This is a genomic window from Paenibacillus paeoniae, assembly GCF_003388735.1.
Taxonomy (GTDB): domain Bacteria; phylum Bacillota; class Bacilli; order Paenibacillales; family Paenibacillaceae; genus Pristimantibacillus; species Pristimantibacillus paeoniae.
Genome location: NZ_QUBQ01000002.1, coordinates 85,324 through 109,286 on the forward strand (window position 1 = coordinate 85,324; position 23,963 = coordinate 109,286).

The 23,963-nt window shown below is 51.0% G+C and carries 24 protein-coding genes; 5 read left to right on the plus strand and 19 right to left on the minus strand.

Annotation, left to right across the window (positions count from 1 at the left end):
- Positions 1–11 precede the first annotated feature (11 nt).
- The gene (locus DX130_RS12830; RefSeq protein ID WP_116046078.1) at positions 12–1,070 is read right to left on the minus strand and encodes a DUF418 domain-containing protein; all 1,059 of its coding nucleotides are present in this window, start codon (positions 1,068–1,070) and stop codon (positions 12–14) included.
- A gap of 327 nt (positions 1,071–1,397) precedes the next feature.
- Here DX130_RS12830 and DX130_RS12835 point away from each other — a divergent pair, with 327 nt between their 5' ends.
- Positions 1,398–2,555 carry a metallophosphoesterase gene (locus DX130_RS12835; RefSeq protein ID WP_116046080.1) on the plus strand — a complete coding sequence of 386 codons (1,158 nt, stop codon included), beginning with the start codon at positions 1,398–1,400 and terminating at the stop codon, positions 2,553–2,555.
- A 422-nt stretch (positions 2,556–2,977) separates the two neighbouring features.
- Here the strand turns inward: DX130_RS12835 and DX130_RS12840 are convergent, their stop codons facing one another.
- The 4 genes from DX130_RS12840 to DX130_RS12855 all read right to left on the minus strand — a co-directional run bounded on the left by DX130_RS12840 (position 2,978) and on the right by DX130_RS12855 (position 6,932).
- On the minus strand, positions 2,978–4,018 hold the full coding sequence (locus DX130_RS12840) for a FecCD family ABC transporter permease (RefSeq protein ID WP_240644488.1): 1,041 nt from the start codon (positions 4,016–4,018) through the stop codon (positions 2,978–2,980).
- A complete protein-coding gene (locus DX130_RS12845; RefSeq protein ID WP_116046081.1) occupies positions 4,015–5,028 on the minus strand; it encodes a FecCD family ABC transporter permease in 1,014 nt (337 codons plus the stop codon). Before DX130_RS12845 ends, DX130_RS12840 begins: the two co-directional genes overlap by 4 nt.
- 95 nt (positions 5,029–5,123) lie before the next feature.
- Positions 5,124–6,404, minus strand: coding sequence for a stalk domain-containing protein (locus tag DX130_RS12850; protein WP_116046083.1), 1,281 nt, complete (start codon positions 6,402–6,404; stop codon positions 5,124–5,126).
- Between the two features lie 27 nt (positions 6,405–6,431).
- Positions 6,432–6,932, minus strand: a complete 501-nt coding sequence (locus tag DX130_RS12855; protein WP_133297927.1) for a hypothetical protein — start codon at positions 6,930–6,932, stop codon at positions 6,432–6,434.
- 239 nt (positions 6,933–7,171) lie between these two features.
- Here DX130_RS12855 and DX130_RS12860 point away from each other — a divergent pair, with 239 nt between their 5' ends.
- A complete protein-coding gene (locus tag DX130_RS12860) occupies positions 7,172–8,761 on the plus strand; it encodes a helix-turn-helix domain-containing protein (RefSeq protein ID WP_165861264.1) in 1,590 nt (529 codons plus the stop codon).
- A gap of 170 nt (positions 8,762–8,931) precedes the next feature.
- On the opposite strand, the gene DX130_RS12865 is transcribed toward DX130_RS12860, so the two are convergent.
- The 5 genes from DX130_RS12865 to DX130_RS12885 are packed head-to-tail and all read right to left on the minus strand — an operon-like array spanning position 8,932 to position 12,825.
- Positions 8,932–9,363, minus strand: coding sequence for a metal-dependent transcriptional regulator (locus tag DX130_RS12865; RefSeq protein ID WP_116046088.1), 432 nt, complete (start codon positions 9,361–9,363; stop codon positions 8,932–8,934).
- 6 nt (positions 9,364–9,369) lie between these two features.
- Positions 9,370–10,254 (minus strand): metal ABC transporter permease, encoded by an 885-nt coding sequence (locus DX130_RS12870; RefSeq protein WP_116046089.1) that lies wholly within the window; start codon positions 10,252–10,254, stop codon positions 9,370–9,372.
- On the minus strand, positions 10,255–11,175 hold the full coding sequence (locus DX130_RS12875) for a metal ABC transporter permease (RefSeq protein WP_116046091.1): 921 nt from the start codon (positions 11,173–11,175) through the stop codon (positions 10,255–10,257). It abuts the gene before it with no gap.
- Positions 11,172–11,906 carry a metal ABC transporter ATP-binding protein gene (locus tag DX130_RS12880; protein ID WP_116047140.1) on the minus strand — a complete coding sequence of 245 codons (735 nt, stop codon included), beginning with the start codon at positions 11,904–11,906 and terminating at the stop codon, positions 11,172–11,174. Before DX130_RS12880 ends, DX130_RS12875 begins: the two co-directional genes overlap by 4 nt.
- Before the next feature lie 4 nt (positions 11,907–11,910).
- Positions 11,911–12,825, minus strand: a complete 915-nt coding sequence (locus DX130_RS12885; RefSeq protein ID WP_116047142.1) for a metal ABC transporter solute-binding protein, Zn/Mn family — start codon at positions 12,823–12,825, stop codon at positions 11,911–11,913.
- A 276-nt stretch (positions 12,826–13,101) separates the two neighbouring features.
- Here DX130_RS12885 and DX130_RS12890 point away from each other — a divergent pair, with 276 nt between their 5' ends.
- From DX130_RS12890 to DX130_RS12900, 3 genes are all read left to right on the plus strand, one after another.
- Entirely contained in the window at positions 13,102–13,833 is a 732-nt protein-coding gene (locus DX130_RS12890) for a ZIP family metal transporter (protein WP_116046092.1), read from the plus strand.
- A gap of 96 nt (positions 13,834–13,929) precedes the next feature.
- Complete coding sequence (locus DX130_RS12895; RefSeq protein WP_116046094.1) at positions 13,930–14,277, plus strand: hypothetical protein; 348 nt, start codon at positions 13,930–13,932, stop codon at positions 14,275–14,277.
- Between the two features lie 183 nt (positions 14,278–14,460).
- A complete protein-coding gene (locus DX130_RS12900; RefSeq protein ID WP_116046095.1) occupies positions 14,461–15,204 on the plus strand; it encodes a metallophosphoesterase in 744 nt (247 codons plus the stop codon).
- 117 nt (positions 15,205–15,321) lie between these two features.
- Here the strand turns inward: DX130_RS12900 and DX130_RS26935 are convergent, their stop codons facing one another.
- From DX130_RS26935 to DX130_RS12945, 9 genes are all read right to left on the minus strand, one after another.
- Complete coding sequence (locus DX130_RS26935) at positions 15,322–17,298, minus strand: ABC transporter permease (RefSeq protein ID WP_240644489.1); 1,977 nt, start codon at positions 17,296–17,298, stop codon at positions 15,322–15,324.
- Positions 17,273–18,049, minus strand: a complete 777-nt coding sequence (locus tag DX130_RS12910) for an ABC transporter ATP-binding protein (protein ID WP_116046097.1) — start codon at positions 18,047–18,049, stop codon at positions 17,273–17,275. The genes DX130_RS26935 and DX130_RS12910 overlap by 26 nt, the downstream gene beginning before the upstream one ends.
- A 130-nt stretch (positions 18,050–18,179) precedes the next feature.
- Positions 18,180–19,271, minus strand: coding sequence for a sensor histidine kinase (locus DX130_RS12915; RefSeq protein WP_240644490.1), 1,092 nt, complete (start codon positions 19,269–19,271; stop codon positions 18,180–18,182).
- Entirely contained in the window at positions 19,268–20,011 is a 744-nt protein-coding gene (locus DX130_RS12920) for a response regulator transcription factor (protein WP_116046098.1), read from the minus strand. The genes DX130_RS12915 and DX130_RS12920 overlap by 4 nt, the downstream gene beginning before the upstream one ends.
- Positions 20,012–20,102: 91 nt before the next feature.
- Positions 20,103–20,633 (minus strand): DoxX family protein, encoded by a 531-nt coding sequence (locus DX130_RS12925; RefSeq protein WP_116046100.1) that lies wholly within the window; start codon positions 20,631–20,633, stop codon positions 20,103–20,105.
- Between the two features lie 545 nt (positions 20,634–21,178).
- Positions 21,179–21,481, minus strand: a complete 303-nt coding sequence (locus tag DX130_RS12930; protein WP_116046101.1) for a hypothetical protein — start codon at positions 21,479–21,481, stop codon at positions 21,179–21,181.
- A gap of 14 nt (positions 21,482–21,495) precedes the next feature.
- Positions 21,496–22,044: a DoxX family protein gene (locus DX130_RS12935; protein WP_116046103.1), complete on the minus strand. Its 549-nt coding sequence runs from the start codon at positions 22,042–22,044 to the stop codon at positions 21,496–21,498.
- Positions 22,045–22,137: 93 nt separating this feature from the next.
- Positions 22,138–23,247 (minus strand): PAS domain-containing sensor histidine kinase, encoded by a 1,110-nt coding sequence (locus DX130_RS12940; RefSeq protein WP_165861265.1) that lies wholly within the window; start codon positions 23,245–23,247, stop codon positions 22,138–22,140.
- Positions 23,240–23,896 (minus strand): response regulator transcription factor, encoded by a 657-nt coding sequence (locus tag DX130_RS12945; protein WP_116046105.1) that lies wholly within the window; start codon positions 23,894–23,896, stop codon positions 23,240–23,242. Before DX130_RS12945 ends, DX130_RS12940 begins: the two co-directional genes overlap by 8 nt.
- Between the last annotated feature and the right edge of the window lie 67 nt (positions 23,897–23,963).

Here is a 23,963-nt window from a genome sequence, read left to right on the forward strand (position 1 = left end):
CCTTTGCCGGTCTACAGTATGCTCTTTGCTGCAACCTCACCGATTCCCAGCCGCTGCCTGTTGAAAACCGGGGGCCAGCGCAGATACGTAGCCGCCCGCCAGAGCCACTCCAACGGACCCATCGCAAAATAATGAAGCCATATTGAGCTTGCGATTAATTGAAACAGATAAATGCCAAGGCATAGCCACAAGACTTCCATCCAGCTAGCTAACCCCTCAAGGCCCAGCCATTGACCGGCGACCAGCACCAGCACGGTTTGCCCGATATAATTCGTCAGCGCCATCCGTCCCATCGCCCTCATTGGGTCCAGCAGTTTGCGGATCAGCTTGATCTGAAGCAGGAGCAGCAGCAGCGCCATATAAGCGAAAGCGACCAGCGGTCCGATCAACAGCCCCGCCTTCAAATAGTGATTCGACTGCTCCAGCTGCGGATCGCCCGTCCCTTCCATTATTATCGGTACGAACGGCTCGCTCGGCGCAAGCCCATATTGATATTGAAGAGCCGCTGCCGCCACGGCAACCAACACTACAGAAGCTATCTCAAACATTCGTCGCCGCTCCTGAATCCGCTGGAACAAGTGGAGCTGTCCCGCCGCTACCCCTAGCAGCATAAACGGAAACGGCATCAGCGCTTTGGCGCCAAACACCGCAAACACGCCAAGCAGCACCACACCGATCGAAAGATTCACCCACCGGTTCACCTTGTAAAATGGAAGCAGCAGCAAGCCGCATATCGCATAGTTCATCAGCACCTCTCCCGGATGATAGATCGAATGCAGGTAGCCGAAGCCTAATAGCACCGCTATACGTATAAGGAACAGCAGGTAACCGTTGCGTCCTTTGTCACGGGCTCGCATGATGAACAAATAAAAACCGACCCCGAACAAAAATGAGAACATGCTGAAAAACCGGGCTTCAACAAGCAAATAAAGCAGTCGTTGATACTCCTCGCTCCCCGTCCCCGCGTCAGGCAGAGGCAATTGAAGCAGCGCAATCGCATTCATGAGCAGGATGCCAAGCAGCGCAAATCCCCGCACAAAATCCAATTCATCGATTCGTTGATAAGTCATAATGCCATCTTCCTCCGTCTAATTAAGCTAGCCACAGTATAAGGTCACGGCCTGGCTGTTATCCATCGATTTTCCGTACATATAACATGACATTTTTGTAAGGTTCATGTGCTCGCAGGATGTCGCACCTAACATCTATATGATAAGTTCGTAAACACCTCATATCGGCTCTTATCCGATCGTACATTTATTGAGGCGAGAAGCCCCTTGCTGCGCCTTTTCCGACCCCTTCTATCAGATTAGCGTCAGCCCCTTCGACTATGCTATAGTAGGAGCATTCCTTCTGCTAGAATATCTATTTTTCATAAAAAGGAGCTCGATTTCACAATGAAACTGCGTGCTGTTTTTTCAATTCTCGGATTTCTGCTTATTTACGGCGCGCTGGCTGGCTATATTGGATGGAACGGCTGGCTCTTCCTGTCCCAAGTGGCGGGGTGGAAGAATGCCGTCTTTTATTCCTGCATCATCGCCCTGCTGGCTCTTGGCTATATCGTAGGCAGACTGGCGCAGTCGGCGCCGCTTGGCTGGCTCACAACCCCATTGAAGTTCATTGGTTCTTACTGGCTAGGATTATTGCAATACTGCGTTCTTCTGTTGCCGATTGCAGACATTGCGGGACTGCTGCTGAAATGGGGAGGCGCAGGGGCGGACATCTATATTACGGCTGTCGGCGGTGTCGTCCTGCTGCTGTTGATCGTACTGCTTGTACTTGGATCGCGCAACGCGTGGTCGCCTGTCATCCGAAACTATCAGGTGCGTATTCCAAAATCGGCCGGCAATCGTCAAAAGCTTACGATCGCAATGGCCTCCGATCTACATCTCGGCACTGTCATCGGCAATCGCCAGCTGCGGAAGCTGTTGCGGAAGGTCGAGGAGATTAAACCGGATATCATCTTGCTGCCCGGCGATATTCTGGATGACGACCTGGCTCCATTCCTCAAAAAAGGGATGAAGCATGTCATCGGACAATTGGAAGCGCCGCTTGGCGTCTATGCGGTAACTGGCAATCATGAATATTACGGCGGAAAGGTTCCTGAATTCGTCGCCGAAATGAATAGCATCGGCATTCGAGTTCTGATGGACGAAACCGTTATTATTGGAGATGAATTTGCGGTAGTAGGCCGCAAGGATAAAGCCGTCGGCAGCCAGAACGGCGGACGGCAAAGCATCAAGGAACTGGTCGAGCCGCTTGACCGCTCGCTCCCCGTCATCATGCTGGACCATCAGCCGTCGGATCTGGCTGCTGCAGCGGATAACGGTATTGACCTTAGCCTGTCCGGCCATACCCATAGAGGACAGCTCGCTCCGAACCATCTGATCACAAGAAGAATGTTCGAGCTTGACTGGGGTTATTTGCGGAAAGGCGGCCTGCATGCGATCGTATCCTCCGGCTTCGGCTTCTGGGGACCGCCGCTGCGTATCGGAAGCCGCTCTGAAGTGCTCCGCATCGATGTAGAGTTTGGCGAAGGGATGACCAAAGCTTAAGCTTGTAAGCGGGATCGCTCGACATATTCATCGTGGAGTTACCATTCTTCACCTTTTGGCCTATTGCAGCCTTCTTGAGCGAGCAAATGGTGGTCGAGCGAAGCGTGAGATATGAAGTAAACAAAGAAACCTCTCCTTTGATGTTTGGTTGGCCGGTGGCCTACCCTTGTATCAAGGAAAGGTTTCTTTTTGCTTCCAATGGAAGAAGGGACTTCCTTCTGACGATTAACGATAATTTTGAGGGTTAGCCGTTTCTTAGCGCAATTAGTTGTGTGTGGCGCCGCTATTCATTTTCTAATTTTTCTCCGGGATTTGGCGAAGTATTGGCATGGCTACCGCATGTGACGGGAGATAGGCCCGCACACGCGAAGACAAGCTAATCTAATAACACGAAAGAATCGTCTCCGTCAGCCCGTTCCCCACTAACCTGCTCTTCTGGAACGGTACAACAAATAGATGAAAAAGGGTGCGCCGACCGCAGACGTAAACACGCCGACTGGGATATCGAGCGGCAGAAATGCGGTTCGGCCGATCAAGTCCGCTGCGGCCACCACGATGGCCCCGATCAAAGCGCTGACAGGAAGCACACGGTGTATGACGGGGCCGACCAGACGTCTTGCCATATGCGGCGCTATAAGCCCTACAAAGCCGATAGAGCCGCCGATAGCGACGGCAGAGCCGGCAAGCGCGACGCTTAGCGATACAAGCAGCAGCCTGTGACGCTGCACAGGGGAACCAATTCCGATGGCAATCTCATCTCCAAGCAGTTGGGCATGCAGATTGCCGGTATTGAAATACAAAATGATGCCGAACACGATTAGCCAAGGGGCAAGCATAACAACATCTCCCCACGTCGAGCCATAAATCGTGCCTGTCAGCCAAATGTATGCCGAAGTAGCGGAGTAGGCAGGACTAAATGTGAGCAGAAACGATGTACCCGCCGACAGCAGCGAAGCGACGCCGATGCCCACCAGCACTAGTCGGAGCGAGTCCGTTCCCTTCCGCCAAGCCAGTATGTAGACAAGCGCGGAAGCACAGAACGCGCCGACTATGGCAGCTACAGGCAGCAGCCCGCGGCCGAATACGCCAGACAATACGGTAAGGAACAATACAGCTCCAAACGATGCGCCGCCCGTAATGCCGACCACGTCCGGCGCGGCAAGCGGATTCCGAATGACCGCCTGCAGGATAGCGCCCGCTGTCGCCAAGGCCGCTCCTACGAGCAACCCAATGACTAGCCGCGGCGCTCGAAACGTCTGTACGATTAGAACATCCTCCATACCACCGCGTCCCCATAGCGCCTGCCATACGCGATGCAGGCCGATCATACTGTCGCCCATTGTAAGGTATAAGACGGATAACCCGATGATGCCAAGAGACAGCCCGATTACAACTCGCGCCGCTGACTTTCGTTTTTTGCCCGATGCCTCGGTTGAAGCCACTCCATTAGCAATTGAACTCACAGCTTCGCACGCCCCTTTCGCGCGAGATAGATGAAGAACGGCGCACCCAGCGCAGCCGTCATAATGCCCACCGGCACTTCCAAGGGAAATATAATGAATCTGGCGACCAGATCAGCCAGCAGCAGCAGACTTGCTCCAAGTACAGCGCTATACGGCATAAGCCACCGATAGTCTAGGCCCACCATCCCCCGAGCAAGATGCGGGACGATAATGCCGATCAGTCCAATCGGCCCTGCAACTGTAACAGCGCTTCCCGCCAGCAAGATCACGATGAGACCGGCAGCCACCTTCATCAAGGTCATATTTTGTCCCAGACCTTTGGCTGACTCCTCGCCCATCGCCATAATGTTCCAGTGTCTGGACAAGGCAAATGCAAGCAGCCAGCCGACTCCCATAAAGGGAAGCACAGGCAGCAGCATCTCTATCGTTCGACCCGCTACAGAGCCTGCTAGCCAGAACAATACATCCTGCAGTCCGCTCTCATTGCGAACCAGCATCCCCTGCGTCAACGAGGAGAATAACGCCGTCATCGCAGAGCCTGCAAGAATAATGCGAAGCGGCGACAGCCCTTCTCTCCCAAGTGAGCCCAGCGCATAGACTGCCACAGCCGCAACGGCTGCACCAAAGAACGAAATCCACATTAACACTTCCGACTCGCGGATAGAGGCTAGCGTAATAGCGGCGACAACAGCGATCGAGGCGCCAGCATTAATGCCCAGCACACTGGGAGAGGCGAGCGGATTGCGGGTCACGCTTTGCAGAATGGCGCCCGCCAAAGCAAGCGAGCCTCCTACCGTTGCGGCAATCAGCGCCCTGGGCAGTCTGGCTGTTCGCGCGACGACTTGATTCATATCCCCATCGTCGTAGCTGATAATGGATGAGAGGATATCGCTCCAACTGATCGATACAAATCCAAATCTCATGCTGAGAATGAAGCTGGCTATCAACAAGACGAATCCCCCCAGCAATCCAGCGCTGCGATAGGCGTTGCTTCTGATCTTCCTTTCCATAACCTTCTTCCTTCCTCCCCTGGTGCGAACACGCAACAAAAGAATGGGCTGATCAGCCCATTCTTTCATTGGCCTTGCTTATGTGTGATTAGCTATTATTCCAGACCGAAGTAGAAGTAGAGATCATCCAGCATGAGTTTAGCCGCAAGTGCGCCGCCGGACAGATTCCACGTTACGGAATTGACTTTGTAATACTTGTTGTTTTTAACAGCATTCAGGTTTTTCCAGAGCGCGCTGCTGGTCCACGTTTTCTGATGCTGCAGAATAGCGCCGTCGCCGTCCCAGTCTGTTGTAAAGTCGAAGATATAGTCGCCGTCGAGCAAGCTGATTTGCTCCTGCGAAGCAACCGGAATGATCTCCTGACCTACAGCCAGCTGCGCCTTAGGCGTCGAGAAGCCCAGCTCCTGGAAGATCTTGTAGGCAAAGCCCGTATTATAGGCTCTTGCTGTGCCGTTCGGGTTAACCCGAATGATGGAGATTGCCGCGCCTTTATCTTTTGCAGGGAGCTTGCTCTTGAAATCAGCAACTTGCTTCTTCCAATCAGCCAAAAACGAAGTAGCGATATCTTCTTTATTCAATACTTTAGACATCACCTGCAAGTTGTCCTGCCAATCAGCCAGATCTTTCGTTACAATTGTAGGAGCGATTTTGCTCAATTGACCGTAGATGCCTTCATGTCTGTCTTTTGTTGCGATAATAACATCCGGCTTGAGGGCCACGATTGCTTCAACGTTCGGCTGTGTCTCATCGCCCAGCGTCTTCGTGCCAATCAGGTTCGAACGAATATATTCGTAGAATGGCTGTTGAATATAGGATTCAACTGCGCCTACCGGTTTTACTTTAAGCAGAACCGAGATATCAACGCCTCCGTTGAACAAAACAACGACACGTTTCGGAACACCATTCAATGTCGTGCTGCCAAGATCATGCTTGAAAGTACGCTTTGTCTCCAGGACAGCTGTCGAGGAAGACTGATTCCAAGTTACCCATACGCCCAGCGACTCGCCTACGAAGCGAAGCGGCACAAGCAAGGTTCCGCTTACGTTCAGCGGAGCTGCGTCCAGCGTTACAGCTGAGCCGTTAATACGGGCCGACTTGCTGCCTTGCGTCAATTCGATCGTTTGACCGCTTTTCTTAATGGTTGCTTTTTTGCTCTTCGCATCATAGCTTACCGTGCCGCCTAGCGCTTCCGCAATGGCGCGATAAGGGACAAGCGTGCGACCGTTCTCAATGCGCGGACTTACACTATACGTCTGCTTCTTGCCGTCGATGGTTACATTGACGGATTTGACTGCGGCGCCCGCGACCGTAGCCGGTACTAGAGCGACGATCAGCGCGACCGCCAAAAGCAAGGATAACATTTTTCTTCTAATCATCTTGTTCACAATCTCCTAACTTCTTGTTTAATTTTGCAAAGCTGGCTTCACATCACGGAAGCCTTGATAGAGCGAATAATCCAGATCAACAAGCCGCGTCTTGTCCCAATCGGATGCAGCAACTTCGTCCAGCACTCCGACCAGATCGGCTTCAATCTGCTGCAGCTTCTCTGGCTGCGCGTCAACTGCCTTCTCGCTGAGCGACTTCCAAAGCGCTGCCATGCGTTCAGCCTGGCGAGCAGCTTCTTCCCTGTCATCGGACTCTACTGCCGTTTTGAACGTTTTGATCAAGCTGGACATTTCCTCCGCCGCAGACGACACATCGTCGATCTCGGCTGCCTCTATAAGGGCAAGTCGATCCTTCTTGCTATCCGTCTGCAGAGAATCATCGGCGACAACCGCGCCGGACCCCTTCTTCCCTTCGGAAGCGCCTGCAGTGCAGCCCGTCAAGAGGAGGACTACCAACATCATGAGAGATACGTAACGAATGATTCCACAACCCCCAAACCCCATGTGAATGATAATCATTTTCAATACCTATTGTACCTATCGCAATTTTCGATTCCCATACACGATATTGTCCGATTCGTATGGACAAAAATTTCAGCACTCCTCATACATGAATGATGCCCGCCATCACATTGCCTATTGCCGCATCACCGATATATTGCTAGAATTGTAATTGATAACAATTATCAATATCAAGTTTTCTCTTCTACCCAATGAATCCTAATAGCAAATCTCTAATAGAAAAGGACTGCCGTGCCATGATACCCCATTCCTATTTCACTTGCTATCCAATACATATTGCATCCTATCATTACAAAGAAGGCTTCCGCACTGAACCGCAGTATGCGGAAAACGGCCTGATCGGCATTGTACAAAGCGGAGCCGGCATGCTGTTTTTGAGCAGCGGACGTTCTTGTCCGCTTCGCGAAGGCTCCTTCTTTTTTGCCCAGCCCGGCGAAACAAGCTTCGAGCTTATGGCTGATCCCGGCGGCAGCCTGAAGCTAAGCGTTGTGCATTATTCTGCCGTTCAGCTTGGAGAGAATGAGCAGTCCATCGGCAATTATGAACTAATGCACGGAGATCACTGCTCCTATCGCGCCGCTTCGGCTCAAACCGAGCTACATCTCACTAATCTTCGGCAAGCGCTGAATGAAACCGGCATACTGGGAGATATGAGGAAGCAGCTGGCCTTGTATGAGCTGCTCCTGCATCTTCATGCCCATCAGCACGCGCCATCTCGTGCGGGTACCGATTCCATCCAGTCCACGATCGATTATATGGAGCGCCGCCTATCCAAGTCTTTGCAGATTAGTGAGCTGCCCAGATTAGCGGGCATGACGCCAAGCTCTTATTGCCGGGCATTCAAGAAGCTGACCGGCCTCTCTCCGGGCAGTTACCTGACGAAGCTTCGCATGCTGAAGGCGAAGGAGCTGATGACCGACAAGCAAGCATCGCTCAGGGATATCGCTGTCAGTGTCGGCTACCAGGACGAGCTCTACTTCAGCCGCGTCTTCAAAAAAACAGAAGGCATCTCGCCCTCCGTCTATCTGAAACGCCGAGACCGCAAGATCGCCGTTGTGAGCAGCCTGGCACTGCAGGACCATTTGCTTGCGCTCGGCATCCTTCCCGTCGCCGCTCCGAGCTTCCCCTCCTATCACTTGACGCCGTCGGGATTTCCCAGCTACCTGCATGACCGGCTAAGCGGCACCGTCCCGCTTAATGCCGAGCATCCCATTCGTTCAAGCGATGTCGTTCCGCTTGGTCCCGACTTAATTCTGCGAACGAAGCTCACCCATGATCTGGGCGATAAGCATTGGGGAGAAGAGGGAAGCGCCATTCTAATCGATCATGCAACAAGCTGGGAGCATTACTTCCGCGCTATTGCGAGTCGGGTTGATCGGATGGCGGAGGCAGAGCGCACAATCCGCGCTATGTCCGTCTTGGAACAGGAAGCGAGGCGCAAGCTGGAGCCCGTCACGAAACACGGCAAGTGGACCATCATTAGACTGCTCCCTGGCAATTGCCGGATATACGGCATGAAGGAGCATGCTTTGACAGACCTATTCTATGGACGGCTGCAATTCCAGCCGGATGAACGTATTCAACATGGCACGTATATGGAAGATGCCTTCGATCAACTGACGAGCTGGGACCCCGAACAGCTTCTTGTCGTTTGGAGCGAAGAGCCGGTCATTCACCAATTTAGCGCTGATCCCAGATGGCAGAAGCTGCGGGCGGTCAAGGAAAACCGGGTTTATTACCCCGACAGCAGAGAATGGGATCCTTGGGGACCCATCGGACGAGAGCATATGATCAAAGCCATGATTCGTTTCTTTGTAAAGCTGTAGCTGAACCTAAGTGACCTACGTAAAGCTATGATCAAACTCGTCTAAAGCTGCAACCGTATCCGCTATACAAGAACTAGCGATGCATTCATCACCATAAAGCAAACCCATCCCGCCTCCCATGCCAAAGAAGCCTCCATCCCCTTGATAAGGGATGCGAGGCTTCTTCAATCTTACTTTTCAGTTGCACTTGTCGCCTCCGTAATGACGCCGGACTGATGTTCCAGAGCCGTTGCGTTCTTCTCTATCAACGAAAGCAGCGCCTCCAGCTTAGATGCCGAATCCCAGCTCAGATGATGCTCCAGCCGCTCCGCTTCCTCGGATGCCTGATCTTCCGGCACGCCTGCGTGACGAAGCAGCCTGACCAGCATCCGATGCTTGCCGATTAATTGCTTGCCTGCCTTCAGCCCGGCATACGTAGGGGCGATCTGTCCATACTTTTCATAGCTCACATAGCCGGATTCCCGCAGCTTCAGCGCCATCTTCGATACCGTCGACAAATGAACAGACAACGCCTCTGCCACATCCGACACCCTTACGCAGCCCTTTCTCCGTGACAGCAAATAAATATGCTTCAAATGATCCTCCATCACCGGCGTCATCATATTTCGTTAAGCCTCTTGAGCCGCCGCAGGGCGAGGACGGAACCAGCGGGATGCCAGACCGTGCCGCGGCGAAGCTACAAAGCTGATCATAAAGACGATTCCGGTCGAGAAGGCCATTGAACCCGAGATGGACGTATCCAGCCAGGCCGCCACATAATAGCCTGAGACTGCCGACAATACGCCGAATGCGCCGCTTAGGATGAACATAACAGATAGACGGTCCGTCCATAAGTACGCTGCCGCCGCCGGGGTTATGAGCATGGCAACGACCATAATGGCGCCAACAGCATCAAAGGCTGCAACTGTCGTTACAGAGACGAGCGACATAAAGACATAATGCATGAGCACTACCGGCAATCCCAGACTGGCAGCGAGCGCAGGATCGAAGGATGTAATTTTCCATTCCTTATAGAAGGCTAATATAGCTACTAACACTACGATGAGGACTAGAGACAAAATAAATACAGCTTCCGGAATAGAGCCGATCCACGGCAGTTCGATTCTCTCCCAAGGAATAAATGTAATCTCGCCCATTAACGTATGTTTGACGTCCAAATGCGCATTCCCGACCTTGGTGGCCACTAGAACGACGCCAATAGCGAACAAAGTGGTAAATACAACGCCAATGGACGCTTCCTGCTGTACGCCTCTGGCATGAAACCATTGAACCAGCACAGACGTCAGAAGTCCTGCCGCGATTGCCCCGATCAGCATATGCACACCGCTGAGCTCCCGCGTGACCAAATAAGCGACCACAATGCCAAGAAGCACGGTATGGCTGATCGCGTCAGCCATCATCGCCATTCTTCGCAAAATAAGCAATACTCCGATAAAGCCGCAGGAAAGTCCAACTAGCGACGCCGTTAACAATATCCAGCCTGCATAACTCATCTAAGCTTCGCCCCTCTCCAGCACTCTCTGTCCGGGCAAGGACTCCGTGAGCGATTTCTTCTGCGCATAACGCTGCAGGTACAGAACGAGCATCCCTTTACGGGCGCCAAAGGCAAGGGAAACGAGGAAGATCCCAGATGCGGCAATAACAATAAATGGGCCTGTCGGCCATCCTTTGCCGAACGTACTGATCAGCGTGCCTGCCATGCCAGCCACCCCACCGAATACCCCCGACAGGACGACCATCCAGAGAAAGGAATTGGTCCAATATCTGGAGCTGACAGCCGGAATAATAAGCAACGCCGCCATTAGAATGACACCTACTGCCTGTATGCCAATTACAATGACCAGTACGAGCACCGTCATATAAATGCTGTTCATCCAACGCCCGGACAGCCCCAGTCCCTTGGCGAATTGCGGATCGAATAAAAACAGCTTCCATTCCTTGAATGCGATAATCGAAATGAGAACCACCAGAAGCGCGAGAACCGACATCGTGATGACGTCCTTGCGAACCATGGATGCCGCTTGGCCGAAGATGAAGCTGTCCAGCCCGCTTTGGCTGCCGCCGCCCATCCGATTTACGAACGTAAGCAGCATGATGCCAAGACCGAAGAATACGGACAAAATCATCCCCATCGCAGCATCCTCCTTGACCCGGCAGGACGAGCGAATCCACTGAATCAGGAACGCCCCTAGCAATGCGCTGACCGCTGCGCCTGCAATCATGAGCGGCAAGCTCTTCGTCCCCGCGATCATAAAGCCGACAATTACGCCAGGCAGGGCGGCATGGGACAAGGCATCGCTCATCAGGCTTTGCCGCTTCCAATAAGCGAAGCATCCCATCACACCTGCTGCCATGCCGAGAATCAACGTACTGAAGAGTACCCATTGAGCATTATGTGACAAAGCCAGGCTCATCCCAGTTTCTCCTCCATCCACCTTAACGTTCCGCCGTAAGTCCGATATATATTTTCCTTCGTAAACGTCTCTGCCGTCTTGCCATGAGCGATGACGCCCCGATTCAGCATCAGCACCTGGTCAAAATAATCTTCGACGGTCTGCAAATCATGATGGACAACCATCACTGTCCTTCCCTTGTTCTTAAGCACCTTGAGCGTATCCATAATGGCCCGCTCCGTCGCGGCATCAACGCCTGCCAGCGGTTCATCGAGAAAGTACAGGTCCGCATCCTGAACGAGCGCGCGTGCCAGGAATACTCTCTGCTGCTGGCCGCCGGACAGCTGGCTGATCTGACGATCGGCATAGTCGGCCATGCCCATCTCATCGAGCGCCGCCATCGCCAGATCCCGGTGGGACCGTTTCGGCCACTTCAGCCATCCGATCTTTCCGTATAGTCCCATCATGACGACATCCAGTGCATTAGTCGGAAAATCCCAATCCACAGAACCTCTTTGCGGAACATATCCGATGCGGGACTTAGCCTGGCTGTAGGTGGAGCCAAAAAACTGGACTGTGCCGGACAACTTGGGATGCAGCTCCAGCATCACTTTCAGCAAGGTGGACTTGCCGGCTCCGTTCGGCCCTACGATGCTGGTCAGCGTCCCCTGCTGCACATCGAACCGAACCTCATTGAGCACCTTGTTCTTCCTGTAGGAAGCGGATAATCCGTTCACGCTTAAGACTGGCATCATCTTATTGCCCCTTCCCGCTGAGTGCCCCAGCGATGGTATCCACATTATGAGCGTACATGCCCAGATAAGTGCCTTCCAAGGTTCCAGCCTCGCCCATTGCATCGGAGAACAGCTCTCCGCCCAGCTTGACATCCAGCCCTTTCTTCTTCGCCCCTTCGATTACGGCGTTGATCGATGCCGGATTAATGCTGCTCTCAATGAAGACGGCTGGCACGTCATGCGCGATAAGCGTCGAGATCGTATCATCGATATCCGACAACCCAATCTCGTCCTCTGTACTAAGCCCTTGCAAACCAACAACCTGAATGCCGAGCAATCGTCCAAAGTAACCGAATGCATCATGCGCAGTAACTAGTATCCGTTTGTCCTGCGGGATTTGGCCAACCTTCTCCTGCGCATCTGCTTTCAGCGCATCCAGCTTGTCGAAGTAACTCTTCCGATTGTTGTCGAAGTAATCTGCATCATCCGGCAGTGCTTTCTTCAGCTCATCTGTTGCGGCGGATAGCGCTTGCTTCCAGAGATCGATATCAAACCAGATATGCGGGTCAATCGCACCTCCCGCATCCCTCAGCAGCTCCTCCTCCGGAATAACTTCTCCGATCGCGAGAACCGGTCTGTTTTTGCCAATCTCCTCAAATACTTTCAGCATATTAGCCTCCAGATGCAAACCACTGTAAAAAATCATATCGCCATTCTCCAGTGTGGCAATATCGCCTTGCGTGGCCGTATACAGATGCGGATCGACGCCAGGGCCCATCAAGCTATGTACATCTACCTTATCGCCGCCAATGACGGATAACGGCTCAGCGATTTGCGCGATAGTCGTCACAATATTGATCTTCCCGTTCTCACTCTTGCCGGGCTTCTTCCCCTCAGCACTGCAAGCCGCAAGCAGCGACAATGACAGCACCAGCATAATAGCAATGAATCCGCCTCTTTTTCCCTTTAATCTGTTTCTCACGTTTCTCTCTCCTCCTAATTCTCCCCGCTCTAGTTGGACGAGGCAACAAAATATGATTTATGACAAAAGTTTTTCCCTAAGGCAAAACTAATGGTTAAATACAAAATAGTAGACATAGGGCAATTTGTCAACCTTTTTTTGGACTTCTTTTCCTACCAGCTTGTACATATAGCTATAAGATGGGGGTGCTTGTCATAGGAAACTTTGAAGCTGCAGTAGGAGGATAGGTCTATGAATGGACATGTTGTAGGCATGGTGCTCTGCGCACTCGCGACCGGCATCGGCGCTTTACCAGTGTTGTTTTTTCGACGTATCTCTCATCGCCGAATGGATATTTTGCTAGCCTACACAGCCGGGGTTATGGTTGCGGCTTCCACATACGGGCTGATTCCCGCTTCGCTTAAACTGACTAATCTATATGTTCTTTTTTTCAGTGTGCTTATAGGCGCGCTTTTGCTCAGCCTGTTGGAGCAATTCGTCCCGCATGTGGATCTTCAGCATGAAAGGATGGGGGTGACGCTACCGAAGGAATCTTTGACGCTTGTCATGGCGATGGCTTTTCATAATGTGCCGGAGGGGTTGTCGGTCGGGGCCAGCTTTGCTAGCGGGAGTGACAATTTGGGGGTGATTGTATCGCTCTCCATCGGACTCCAGAATGCGCCGGAGGGTTTTTTGGTCGCGTTGTTTCTAGTGAACCAGGGTGTCAGCCGCCGCATAGCACTTCTCGTCGCAACGCTAACAGGTTTGATCGAAATGTCGGCAGCTTTTCTCGGCTATCATCTGGCCAGCTTTGCGGTGTCCCTAGTCCCTTATGGCCTTGCTTTTGCTGCAGGGGCTATGCTTTTTATCGTATACAAAGAACTGATTCCCGAGACACATGGACATGGCTACGAACGATCGGCGACGTTTGCCTTTATAATCGGTTTGCTCAGTATGATTGGTGTAGTGGAATGGTTCCGCTAAGCGGCCGTTCTTGAATGGTCTGTTGAGGGCGGTTAAAAAACTTTCCCCGGGGAAACATAAATCCGGCAAGCTACATCACGATTAATGGAGGCTGACATGCTGCTTATTTATGCCCTCGTCCTGCTGCTTGTGGGGTTATTTACGGTCAATGGCATATTCGCCTATCAAAGCAAGCACATCGACCCTGCATTTTGGACGACCGTATGGTATCAGACCAAGCTGATCCCGCTTTTTTTTGCCGCAAACTTAATGATTGGATATGGCGTGAAATTTGTTCACCGCGTATTCGGTCAGTTGACCTTTGCCCTTACCTTGTCCAAAGGGGTCGAAATTCTCGTATGTGTTGTATTGGGCTTTATCCTCATGAAGGAAGTACCGAAGTGGAACACTTATGTGGGACTTGCGATGGTCATTGCAGGGTTCTGGGTAACAAAAATGAAATAATATGGCGATATGAATTGCATCTCGTCGGGCATTAGGAGGCGTGCAGTAGCCGAGACCGATTGCAGTCAAAAGCTATATATTGTTCATGAGACCCCTCTGACTGCCGGAGAGCAGATTGCAATCGATCTCCCTGAACAATCCGCTTATATCTACCGGGATGAGGATGAAAGGTAGTCGATTGACATGAACAATGACAACATGATGGCGAGCGCCAAGCGGATACTTGCCATATCGGATATACACGGACATCAGGATGGCCTTATGCGTCTGTTACATGCGGCCGCATACAATCCGTCACGAGACCAGTTGCTGCTGCTTGGCGATTACATTGATGCCGATAATCCCGCTTCATGGAGCACGCTGGATATGGTGGGGGAACTGGTCGCGCAAGGCGCCCTCGCCATTCCCGGCAATCAGGAGCTGAAGCTGGTCGCCCTATCCAAGCGATATCGGGCACGTGGAAGAATTCCAGGCCAGCAAAAGCAATACGTGAAGTGGATTAACTCACTTCCGATATGCATCATTGACCATGAAATTTTGTTCGTACACGCCGGCTTGCGTCCAGGCATCCCGCTTCGCGAGCAGTCTGTCCGCGACATGACCGAGATTCGGGAAGACTTCCATGACTATCCGCTGGAGCAACTGGCCGCCATCATTGACGGTGACCCAAGCAATCTAAGCGATCATCGATGGCGGCGCATTATGTTCGGCCATACGCCAACGAGCAAGCTTGGAGCGGCTCCGGGTGAAGTATGGACCGACGGAAGGCGGATAGCCATCGATACAGGAGCCAAGCACGGGCAACGGCTCACGCTGCTGAATGTACTCGATGGCACCAGCTACTCATGTCCAACGGAGCCGGGGTATCGAAGCGGGGACTGTTCTGTGGGCATCGTAAAGGGTCTGAGCAGCAAGAGTCCGGGCTGATGGGACTAATAAGTCAAAAGCCTCCCGTACCCGCAATTAATGCGGTACAGGAGGCTTCGCATGCCTTTATACGATGCTAGGTTCCTCATAGTCATCAGGGGGATTTGCGATCTATCTTCAAGCTTCCGAACCTCTAAGCATACTCTTCATGTAGCTGTTGCTAGCAAGCAGGAAGTAAATCGTCTGCATGCCTACATAGATACCGATGACAACAAATGAGTAGATCCAATTGGACGTATTCATCAGATTGTCGAGCGCAAACATCGCGAACAGCGCATGGCTAATGCCTACGACACATGGGATAAAGAAAATAATCGCAATTTGCGAAACGACGATACGACGAATTTCCTTCCGTGTCATGCCGATTCGGGTCAAACCCTTGAACTGCGCTTGATCCTCTTGAATTTCTGTGAATAGCTTGAAGTAGATCATGCTGCCCGCGGCGATGAAGAACAATAAGCTGATGAACATCCCGATAAACAGCGTCAGTGAGACGACTTCGCTCATCTCCGAATATCGCTCAGGACGTCCGAAGTCCGTTTCCCTTTCCATCTCCGGCGATACGATTTTGTTCAGCTTCGCCACTGTTGGCGCGGCCTTCTCCCAATTTTTCAGCTCAAATCCATAAAATACACGCTGTTTATCTTCAGGGATGCCTGAGATTCTATTTATAAAGCTTAAATCGTCCATGACCAGTGTGAGAATATTAGATTTAATCCAGTTATTCATCACGTTTGTATCTAAGGAACCCGATACGGGCAATTCGATTTTTTCTCCGTTTATATAACCCGTCGCCTTCCCGCTGCCAAATACTTTCTGGTTAAAGTTGCGATACAGCAGCGTCAGCTTGCCGCTCTCGACAACAATTTGCGGTTTGCCCTGCTCCTTAGCAAGCTTGTTGTAGTCGGAAGCGGATATAATCATGGCGTCAACCTGATATTCATTTTCTTCGATATGTCCGTTGCCTAGCTGAGTGGACCGGTCTGTATCAAACGTAATCGAATACTTTTCCAAGCCAATACTGACCACTTTAGCTTCATTCTCGAACGAAAACCCGTCTTCCTTCACGATGCGCCTGAGCTCATCCGGATTGATAACATTATGCATGTGCAGACCCTTTTCCACATAAGCAAGCGAGAACGGCGAATCCTTCATTAAATCCTGCTTACCCTGAACATGCATAATATATACCGCGCCAAGAGCTGTCATAATAACGGCGCTTAGAATGGATACGACGAACAGAATACGGGCATTGTCTCTAATTTTGTAGCCCAGCTGCGCAAAGATAAGCATATTGGTTCGCTTGTAATAAAAGCCGAGACGCTTTTGAATAAATTGCAAGACAATAATGCTGAGCTGGGTGAAAAGAAAATACGTCCCGATCACGACCGTAATAAGAACCGGTAAGCTTAGCAATAAAAAGGAATCATTGTCCATTAAAAGTGCCATTCCATACCCCGAGCCCAGGCATAGGATTGTGAGAATAACGAGCCAACGAGAGTAGACCAGTTTCCCCTTTGGTTGCCTCGATGCTTTCAGCAGGTCGATAATTTCAGTCCGGCCCATCCTCAGGACCGTCCATACGGAGATCAGCAGGAACAGGGCAAAAAATCCGCCTGAGGTTATCCATACCGCTCTCAACGGAACGGCGAATGCGATGGTGTCGTTCATGCCAAGCAGAGCAGCGAGTGCCATAAAGAACAGCTTGCTGAACAGAATGCCCAGCCCGATGCCGACAGCAATTGCCAGAATGGCAATGACGATGTTCTCATAAATGACCAGCTTGCGGAGCTGCGACTTCGTCATGCCGAATAAGGAAAATAATCCGAACTCCTGCTTCCTCGTCTTCAGAAATGCAGAATTGGAATACAAAATAAAGAGAAATGAAAAAATGATGATGATATACAAACAAAACTTCATACCTTGGTGTACTTTAGCCGCGCCCAATATATGTCCATTGACCACATCGGGATGATTCAAGAACGACGCATACAGGTAGAAAATAAGGACCGAAAATACGCTGCTAAGGAAAAACGCACTGTATGAACGCCAATTCCCCCGAACGTTACTAAGCGCGAGCGAACGGAACGTCATCGAAATTCCCTCCCAGCACGCTTAGCGCGTCCAATATTTGTTGGAAGAACGCCTGGCGGTTCGAACCTCTGCGAATTTCCGAGAAAAACTTGCCGTCTTTTATAAACACAATGCGCTGACAATAGCTTGCCGAGAACGGATCATGCGTTACCATGAGCACAGTCGCTTTGAATTTCTCGTTCATTTCCTTCAGCGCGTCCATGACATCCTTGGCCGACTTGGAGTCCAGGTTGCCGGTCAGCTCATCTGCAAGCACAAGCGAGGGCTGGTGAATGATCGCTCTTGCAATCGCTGCACGCTGCTTCTGACCACCGGATACTTCGTACGTTCTTTTCTCTTGTATGGCTCCGATCTGCAGCATGTCCACGATTGACTTAAGTCTCTGCTCAATCAGCTTAGGCGCCATCCCCTCCATAACGAGAGGCAATATTATATTTTCCTTAATTGACAATGTATCAAGCAGATTGAAATCCTGAAATACGAATCCTAGCTCACGCCTGCGAAACAATGCCAGCTTGTTATCCGTAAGCTTAGTCGGATTGACGCCGTTAATCTCAATCGTCCCCGACGTCGGGCGATCAATCGTTGCAAGCAAATTAAGCAGCGTCGTCTTCCCGCTGCCTGACGGTCCCATAACGCCGACAAACTCTCCCGCACCTACCTCCAGATCGATATTCTCCAGCGCCTTGTAGACGACATTGCCTTTCGTGCTATATATTTTGCCCAACCCTTGCGATCTCAGCACGCTCATTACTATTCATCCTCCCCGGAATGCATCGTTGTCTAGCTTATAGGTAAAGTATAGTTCCGGGGAGCCGTTCTACCCATCGATTTCCCTTTCAATCCGACTATGCCAACCTTACAATATTGTCACCGAAACGCTAGGAATCCATAATGTGAATGCCTCGGGTTTGAAAATGAAGCGTAAAAGTCGTCCCGACGCCAAGCTCCGATTCCACTTGAAGCGTATGACCCAGACGGCTGCATACTTGCTTGGCCAGGTACAGTCCCATTCCCGTCGACTCTCCCGTCGTCCTTCCATTCTCCCCTGTAAAGAAGGGATCAAAGATCCGGGGGATGTCATGGGAGGCAATACCGATTCCCGCATCCGTCACTTTCAACTGGACGCTTCCATCGGCAAGCTCCTCCAATCGGAAGTGCAAGGTTTTCGTGCCAGGCTTTTGTTTGCTGTACTTAATCGCGTTGCTGATCAATTGATTCAGGACGAACGTCATCCACTTCTCATCCGTCTCCACCCACGACTCTCCTTCCACTCGAGGGAAGATCGAATACTGAATACACAGGCGCTTATGGGCATTAATCGTACTCCGAATCAATTCATGCAGCGGCGTTCTTCGAATATGAAGGTCCAGCTCGAATTTATCCAGTCTAGCCGTATAAAGCATCATCTCCAGCCCGCGAGCCAGCCGCTCGTTCTCTTCCCGAACGCTATGGAACAGAGCAAGCCATTCCTGCTCGTTGTCGGGCGGCTGCCGTATCGCTTCCTGAGCTTGCAGATCGACGACCGATACCGGCGTTTTCATATGATGAACCCATTGCATCACAAAATGATTATGAATTTCCTGCTGCCGCTTATGCTGGTTCAGCTCATTCAGATAAGCGCGGTGCTGATCCTGAAGCAGGCGTGCCATCAGCCGCTGCTCACCGCTAGCCGCAGATTGAATCAACGTGACCGCTCCTATCTCCTCCGATCGTTTAAGCGCTTCACGCAATTGTTTGTAGTAATAGCGCATGCGCAGGTAATCGAGTAAAAGCCACACACCATATACAAATACGGCAAGCAATATAAAATAGTAGATCGTCTCCGACTCTATAATACCGGGATAGCGATATTGTTCCAGCAGATACAGACAACATGCCAGCCCGATGACCGTCAGCATGCACAGCATATTGAGCAGGCGATCCTTTAAAAACATGAGGATCGAAGCGCCTCGTCCACTATCGTGCATCATCGCTCACCACCGGACAATTCCTCATCCAGCGACAGCTTATAGCCCTGTCCCCGAATCGTCTCGATTGCCTTCTGCAAGCCCAACTCCTCGAGCTTCTTGCGCAATCTTGTGACATTGACTGTCAGTGTATTGTCATCCACGAACTGAACATCATCCCATAACGCCTCAAGCAGCGTCTCGCGGGCAACGATATGTCCCGGCCTGCGCATCAGACATTCCGCAAGCAACCCTTCATTTTTGGTCAATTCGACCCGCTTCCCGTTCCAATCCAGCTCATTGCGGCTCATAAGCAAGCGAAGCCCGCTCACTTGCAGTTCCATTGATGGACCATCGGTGGTAGACTCGCCACCTTCTTTGCCTTCCCTGATGGCATATTCCCCATATGACCTGCGCAATACGCCGCGAACCTTTGCCATGAGCAGCTCAAGCTGAATGGGCTTCGTGATGTAGTCGTCTCCCCCGTTCTCGATGGCCATCACCTGATCCATCTCCCCCGCTCGCGCAGATATGAATATGATCGGTATGTTCGAGCGCGAGCGAATTTGCCTGCACCAATAATAGCCGTCGAAATAAGGCAAATTAATATCAAGCAGCACCAGCTGCGGATCGAATGACTCCAACTCAGGCAGCAGGTCGCGGAAGTCGGATGCGGCCTCCGCGACGTAGCCGTACTGTTCCATCTTATTTTTTAGAATAGCGGCAATTTTTCCGTCATCCTCGATAATAAACACGCGGTACATCTCATCGTTCCTCCTAATGGCTTCTCATCATGAATGACACACCCTTTCCAATTATTATAAACTTGCTATAGCAGCGTAGTCGAATGTCTGGTCAAATTCCGTTGCCCGCTCCCTCAGTCTTGCGTTGGCCTTTACCCAGCTTACCTGCTGTATCCTTAAGCCATGGCAGCAAATAACGATCAACGCCAAAACGCCCCGTATTGCTCCCTGCCAATACAATAAGAACACCTAACAGGAGAAACCAAGGATTATTGCTCACAGACCCAGAGAACATAAACATGAAATTAAGCAGCAGACCGAAAAAAGCAGCCGTAAGTGACAGTGCCCCAACGATAAGCCCAAGACCCACTAAAAATTCTCCCCAAGGTACCAAAACGTTAATTACTTTCACATTAGGCATGGCCACATGCTCCAAAAAAGACAAATAAGTGGGGTACAACGCCTCCCCGGTAGCTCTGTCTATGACAGGATTGGCTAGCGCGTTAGACAGAAACCCGGACGCATCAAACGGCTTTTCACCTGACAGCTTGCCCCAGCCTAACAGCAGCCAATTGTAACCAAGAAAAATCCGAATAACGGTTACGAGGAAAGCCGACCATCTTTTTTCGCTCCAAAACTTCATCCTTCATCGCCCTCTCTTATAAAACCTAATTTGAATCCTAATTTTTGAAACATAAATGGTTCAATGACGAGTTGCTTGCTTACCAGATACTAATTCGCATACTTATCCTTGTGCCTATCTGATACTTATCCATACGCTTATTCGTGTGCCTATCTAATGCTTATCCGTATAGTTGTCACGTGCCTCCTCCCCCGCAATTTACAAATTACAAAACGCCGCTTCTCCTCCTCCTCTCCAAACAGCAAAGTTGAATACGACTATAGAATAGTAAAAATTTTCTTACTTGTATATAAATTAGAAAAATGATTATGAACAATTCCTTACACGGTACGTGAGTTTTCTCGTTTATCTAAAATAAGCTGTCCCTCAGGCATCTGACGATAACCTCTGGGACAGCCTTTTTGTTGGACATGAATAGTGGTGTATGGCAAAGCTAATTCCCTATTTGAGGCGTATCCGATCATTGTACTCCTCTTCTCATCCAACAGCAGACAAACCAAAAAACAGCCGGGGAACCCTCCCGGCTGTTTCCAGAATGTTGCGTATTACCATTTGGTGCGCACCAGATGCTCGACGATCGATTTCAGCTCTCCGTCATGCTGCATTTGCTCGTTGTCCTCGCCTTTGATTTCGATGCGAGTCACGTCGAGCTTGTAATCCTCCCCGTTGGTCGGAGCGAAGATCAACTCGCGCTCGTTCTCCAGCTTGACACGGAAGCCTAGCTGCTGGAAAGCTTTCGTAAAGTCTGCAATTGCTGGTTGACGGTCGCCATCCAGCATAATCAGCGCTCGGAGAAGCTTGCTGTTGCCTCCCCGGATGACTTTAAAGTGAAAGATACATTCTCTCATCGCTTGCAACTCCTTTATGCATTCGGCGTCTTGCCGTCAATCCCTCGATCCGGCTTGCCGAATTTCCCGAATCGTTTTTGGCCAACTGTCGCCTTCAGCCATGGCAGTACCCAGCGGTCTCCGCCGAAGCGGCCTGCGTTCGCTCCCGCTACCAGAACGGCTACGCCTAGAAGAGTCAACCATGGGTTAGTGCTGATTGTTCCCGCGAACATGAACATGAAGTTCATCATTAAGCCGAAGAATGCGGCGGTGACGGTTAATGTACCTAGAATTAGTCCGAGGCCTACCAGAAATTCGCCCCAAGGGATAATGACGTTAATCAACTTGACGTTCGGTAGTGCGAAATTCTCAATAAAGGCGTTGTACGTCGGGTAGAGCGCTTCTCCCGTCGCTTTGTCCAGTACAGGATTCGTTACTGCATTGCCTAGATACCCGCCGGCATTAAATGCGACATCGCCCGTTATTTTATGCCAGCCCGACGTCAGCCATTGATACCCCAATACGATTCGAATAACGGTTACCAATCCTGCTGCCCAGCGATTCTTTCTCCATAATTCCATCATGTCTGATCACTCCTTCTCTTGATGTCTTTAGTATATAGGGAGCATCAGGAGAAATATGTGATTTTTATCACAATTGAAATATATATTGTCGATTTATGGTTTTGGAACAATTAGCCGCACTGTAGTTCCTTGGCCTAGCTCCGAATGAATGGACAAGCGGCCGCTTACGCTGCCTGCTCTTTCTTCCATGCTGAACAGTCCTACACCGCTTTCGCTGGCGCTTCTGGCAAAGCCCGCTCCTTCATCCTGAATACATACCTCTACTTCGGTCTCGTACTCCGTCACCCGCACTTCGACGCTATTGACACCTGCATATTTGGCCACATTCGTGAGCGCTTCCTGGATCACACGGTAGATGACGGTTTCCTTAAGCGTCCCCAGTCTGCTCGATAATTCAATATCCAAAAGCACCTTGATGCCGAAATGCTGCGTATAGTTTTCTGTAAAAGTCCGAATAGCCGGCTTCACGCCCAGATCATCCAGCACAGATGGCCGCAGCTCCCACGCCAGACCTCGAACGTCTTCCATTAATGCGGATACGTCGCCCCTCAGCTTCTCCAGGTCAGACTTCCCTCCTTGTCCGCCAATGATCCGATCCAGCGAAATAAGCAACGAAAATAGGCTTTGCCCCACTCCGTCATGCAGCTCTCTCGATATCCGCTGACGTTCCTCTTCCTGAATGAGCAGAACCCTCTCCATCAGATGCTTCAACTCGCGCTGCGCTTCCTTAAGAGCGGTAACCTCCGAACGAATCGCCAAAAATTGATACGGCTTGCCTTCTTCGCCAAGGAAAGGCACTATCGTTGTATTAACCCAGTAGTAGCTGCCATCCTTCGCTTTGTTTTTAATCTCTCCCCGCCATACACTGCCGGAAGTGATCGTTCTCCATAAAGTTCGGAAATACTCCTTGTCATGGTAGCCGGAGTTAATGATCCGATGATCCTGACCAATGAGCTCCTCACGCCCATATTTGGAAATCTCGCAAAACTTATCGTTCACGTAGCGGATAACTCCCTTGGCATCCGTAATGGCTACAATAGAAGATTCGTCCAAGGCGAACTGAATATCCGCCAGCTGCGTCAGCGACTGTTTGGCCCGTGCCAGCAGTTCTTCGTTGCCAAGATGCTCCGACAGAGAGGTCAGAAGCCCATTTACGTCCGCGCCGATGGGAGATTGGCTCGTATTTCTGGGATCGTTATTCAAAGTTCAACAATCCTTTCTTGGCAGCGAACTTGATGAGCTCCGGCCTTGTTTTCAAACCTAGCTTCTCCATCAGATGGCTGCGGTGCGTCTCCACCGTTTTGACGCTGATGAAGAGGCTCTCTCCGATTTCCTTATTCGTATATCCTTTGGCGAGCCAGCCTAATATTTCTTTCTCCCGTTCTGAGAGCGTGCCGTACGGCTCCGATGAATCCACGCCGTCCTTCATGCGGCTCATAAATTCGCCCATCAGCCTCTTCGTTGCCGTGGGATACAGATAGGCATCACCTGTAGCGACGCACTGAATAGCCGACACCAGTTCATCATGCGGCGCATTTTTCAATATATAGCCTGAAGCTCCGATGCTTATCGCCCGGAACAAATATTCATCGTCATCATGCATCGTCAGGATCAGCACGGCCGTATGCGGTTGCTTCTGCTTCAGCTCCGTCGTCGCCGTCATCCCGTCTTTGCCGTGCGGCATGCTAAGATCCATCAAAACGACATCGGGGCGAAGCTCCTCCGCTTTGGCAATCGCTTCATCTCCCTCCGAAGCTTCTCCTACGACTTCAATGCCATGATGGCCATGAAGAAGCATGGACAAGCCCGAACGGACCATGGCGTGATCGTCCACGATTAACAATCTAATCATTGAATCCCTCCAGTGAACGTTTTCATTTCATTCTACCATTATAGTGAAGTCGCCCTCTGGAAATCAG

Bases quoted from the DNA above. Each gene is read 5' to 3' on its own strand.
- DX130_RS12830 (WP_116046078.1), bottom strand. From the start codon at position 1,070: ATGACTTATCAACGAATCGATGAATTGGATTTTGTGCGGGGATTTGCG.
- DX130_RS12835 (WP_116046080.1), top strand. From the start codon at position 1,398: ATGAAACTGCGTGCTGTTTTTTCAATTCTCGGATTTCTGCTTATTTAC.
- DX130_RS12845 (WP_116046081.1), bottom strand. From the start codon at position 5,028: ATGGAAAGGAAGATCAGAAGCAACGCCTATCGCAGCGCTGGATTGCTG.
- DX130_RS12850 (WP_116046083.1), bottom strand. From the start codon at position 6,404: ATGATTAGAAGAAAAATGTTATCCTTGCTTTTGGCGGTCGCGCTGATC.
- DX130_RS12855 (WP_133297927.1), bottom strand. From the start codon at position 6,932: ATGATTATCATTCACATGGGGTTTGGGGGTTGTGGAATCATTCGTTAC.
- DX130_RS12860 (WP_165861264.1), top strand. From the start codon at position 7,172: ATGATACCCCATTCCTATTTCACTTGCTATCCAATACATATTGCATCC.
- DX130_RS12865 (WP_116046088.1), bottom strand. From the start codon at position 9,363: ATGATGACGCCGGTGATGGAGGATCATTTGAAGCATATTTATTTGCTG.
- DX130_RS12870 (WP_116046089.1), bottom strand. From the start codon at position 10,254: ATGAGTTATGCAGGCTGGATATTGTTAACGGCGTCGCTAGTTGGACTT.
- DX130_RS12875 (WP_116046091.1), bottom strand. From the start codon at position 11,175: ATGAGCCTGGCTTTGTCACATAATGCTCAATGGGTACTCTTCAGTACG.
- DX130_RS12880 (WP_116047140.1), bottom strand. From the start codon at position 11,906: ATGCCAGTCTTAAGCGTGAACGGATTATCCGCTTCCTACAGGAAGAAC.
- DX130_RS12885 (WP_116047142.1), bottom strand. From the start codon at position 12,825: ATGCTGGTGCTGTCATTGTCGCTGCTTGCGGCTTGCAGTGCTGAGGGG.
- DX130_RS12890 (WP_116046092.1), top strand. From the start codon at position 13,102: ATGAATGGACATGTTGTAGGCATGGTGCTCTGCGCACTCGCGACCGGC.
- DX130_RS12895 (WP_116046094.1), top strand. From the start codon at position 13,930: ATGCTGCTTATTTATGCCCTCGTCCTGCTGCTTGTGGGGTTATTTACG.
- DX130_RS12900 (WP_116046095.1), top strand. From the start codon at position 14,461: ATGAACAATGACAACATGATGGCGAGCGCCAAGCGGATACTTGCCATA.
- DX130_RS26935 (WP_240644489.1), bottom strand. From the start codon at position 17,298: ATGACGTTCCGTTCGCTCGCGCTTAGTAACGTTCGGGGGAATTGGCGT.
- DX130_RS12910 (WP_116046097.1), bottom strand. From the start codon at position 18,049: ATGAGCGTGCTGAGATCGCAAGGGTTGGGCAAAATATATAGCACGAAA.
- DX130_RS12915 (WP_240644490.1), bottom strand. From the start codon at position 19,271: ATGATGCACGATAGTGGACGAGGCGCTTCGATCCTCATGTTTTTAAAG.
- DX130_RS12920 (WP_116046098.1), bottom strand. From the start codon at position 20,011: ATGTACCGCGTGTTTATTATCGAGGATGACGGAAAAATTGCCGCTATT.
- DX130_RS12925 (WP_116046100.1), bottom strand. From the start codon at position 20,633: ATGAAGTTTTGGAGCGAAAAAAGATGGTCGGCTTTCCTCGTAACCGTT.
- DX130_RS12930 (WP_116046101.1), bottom strand. From the start codon at position 21,481: ATGAGAGAATGTATCTTTCACTTTAAAGTCATCCGGGGAGGCAACAGC.
- DX130_RS12935 (WP_116046103.1), bottom strand. From the start codon at position 22,044: ATGATGGAATTATGGAGAAAGAATCGCTGGGCAGCAGGATTGGTAACC.
- DX130_RS12945 (WP_116046105.1), bottom strand. From the start codon at position 23,896: ATGATTAGATTGTTAATCGTGGACGATCACGCCATGGTCCGTTCGGGC.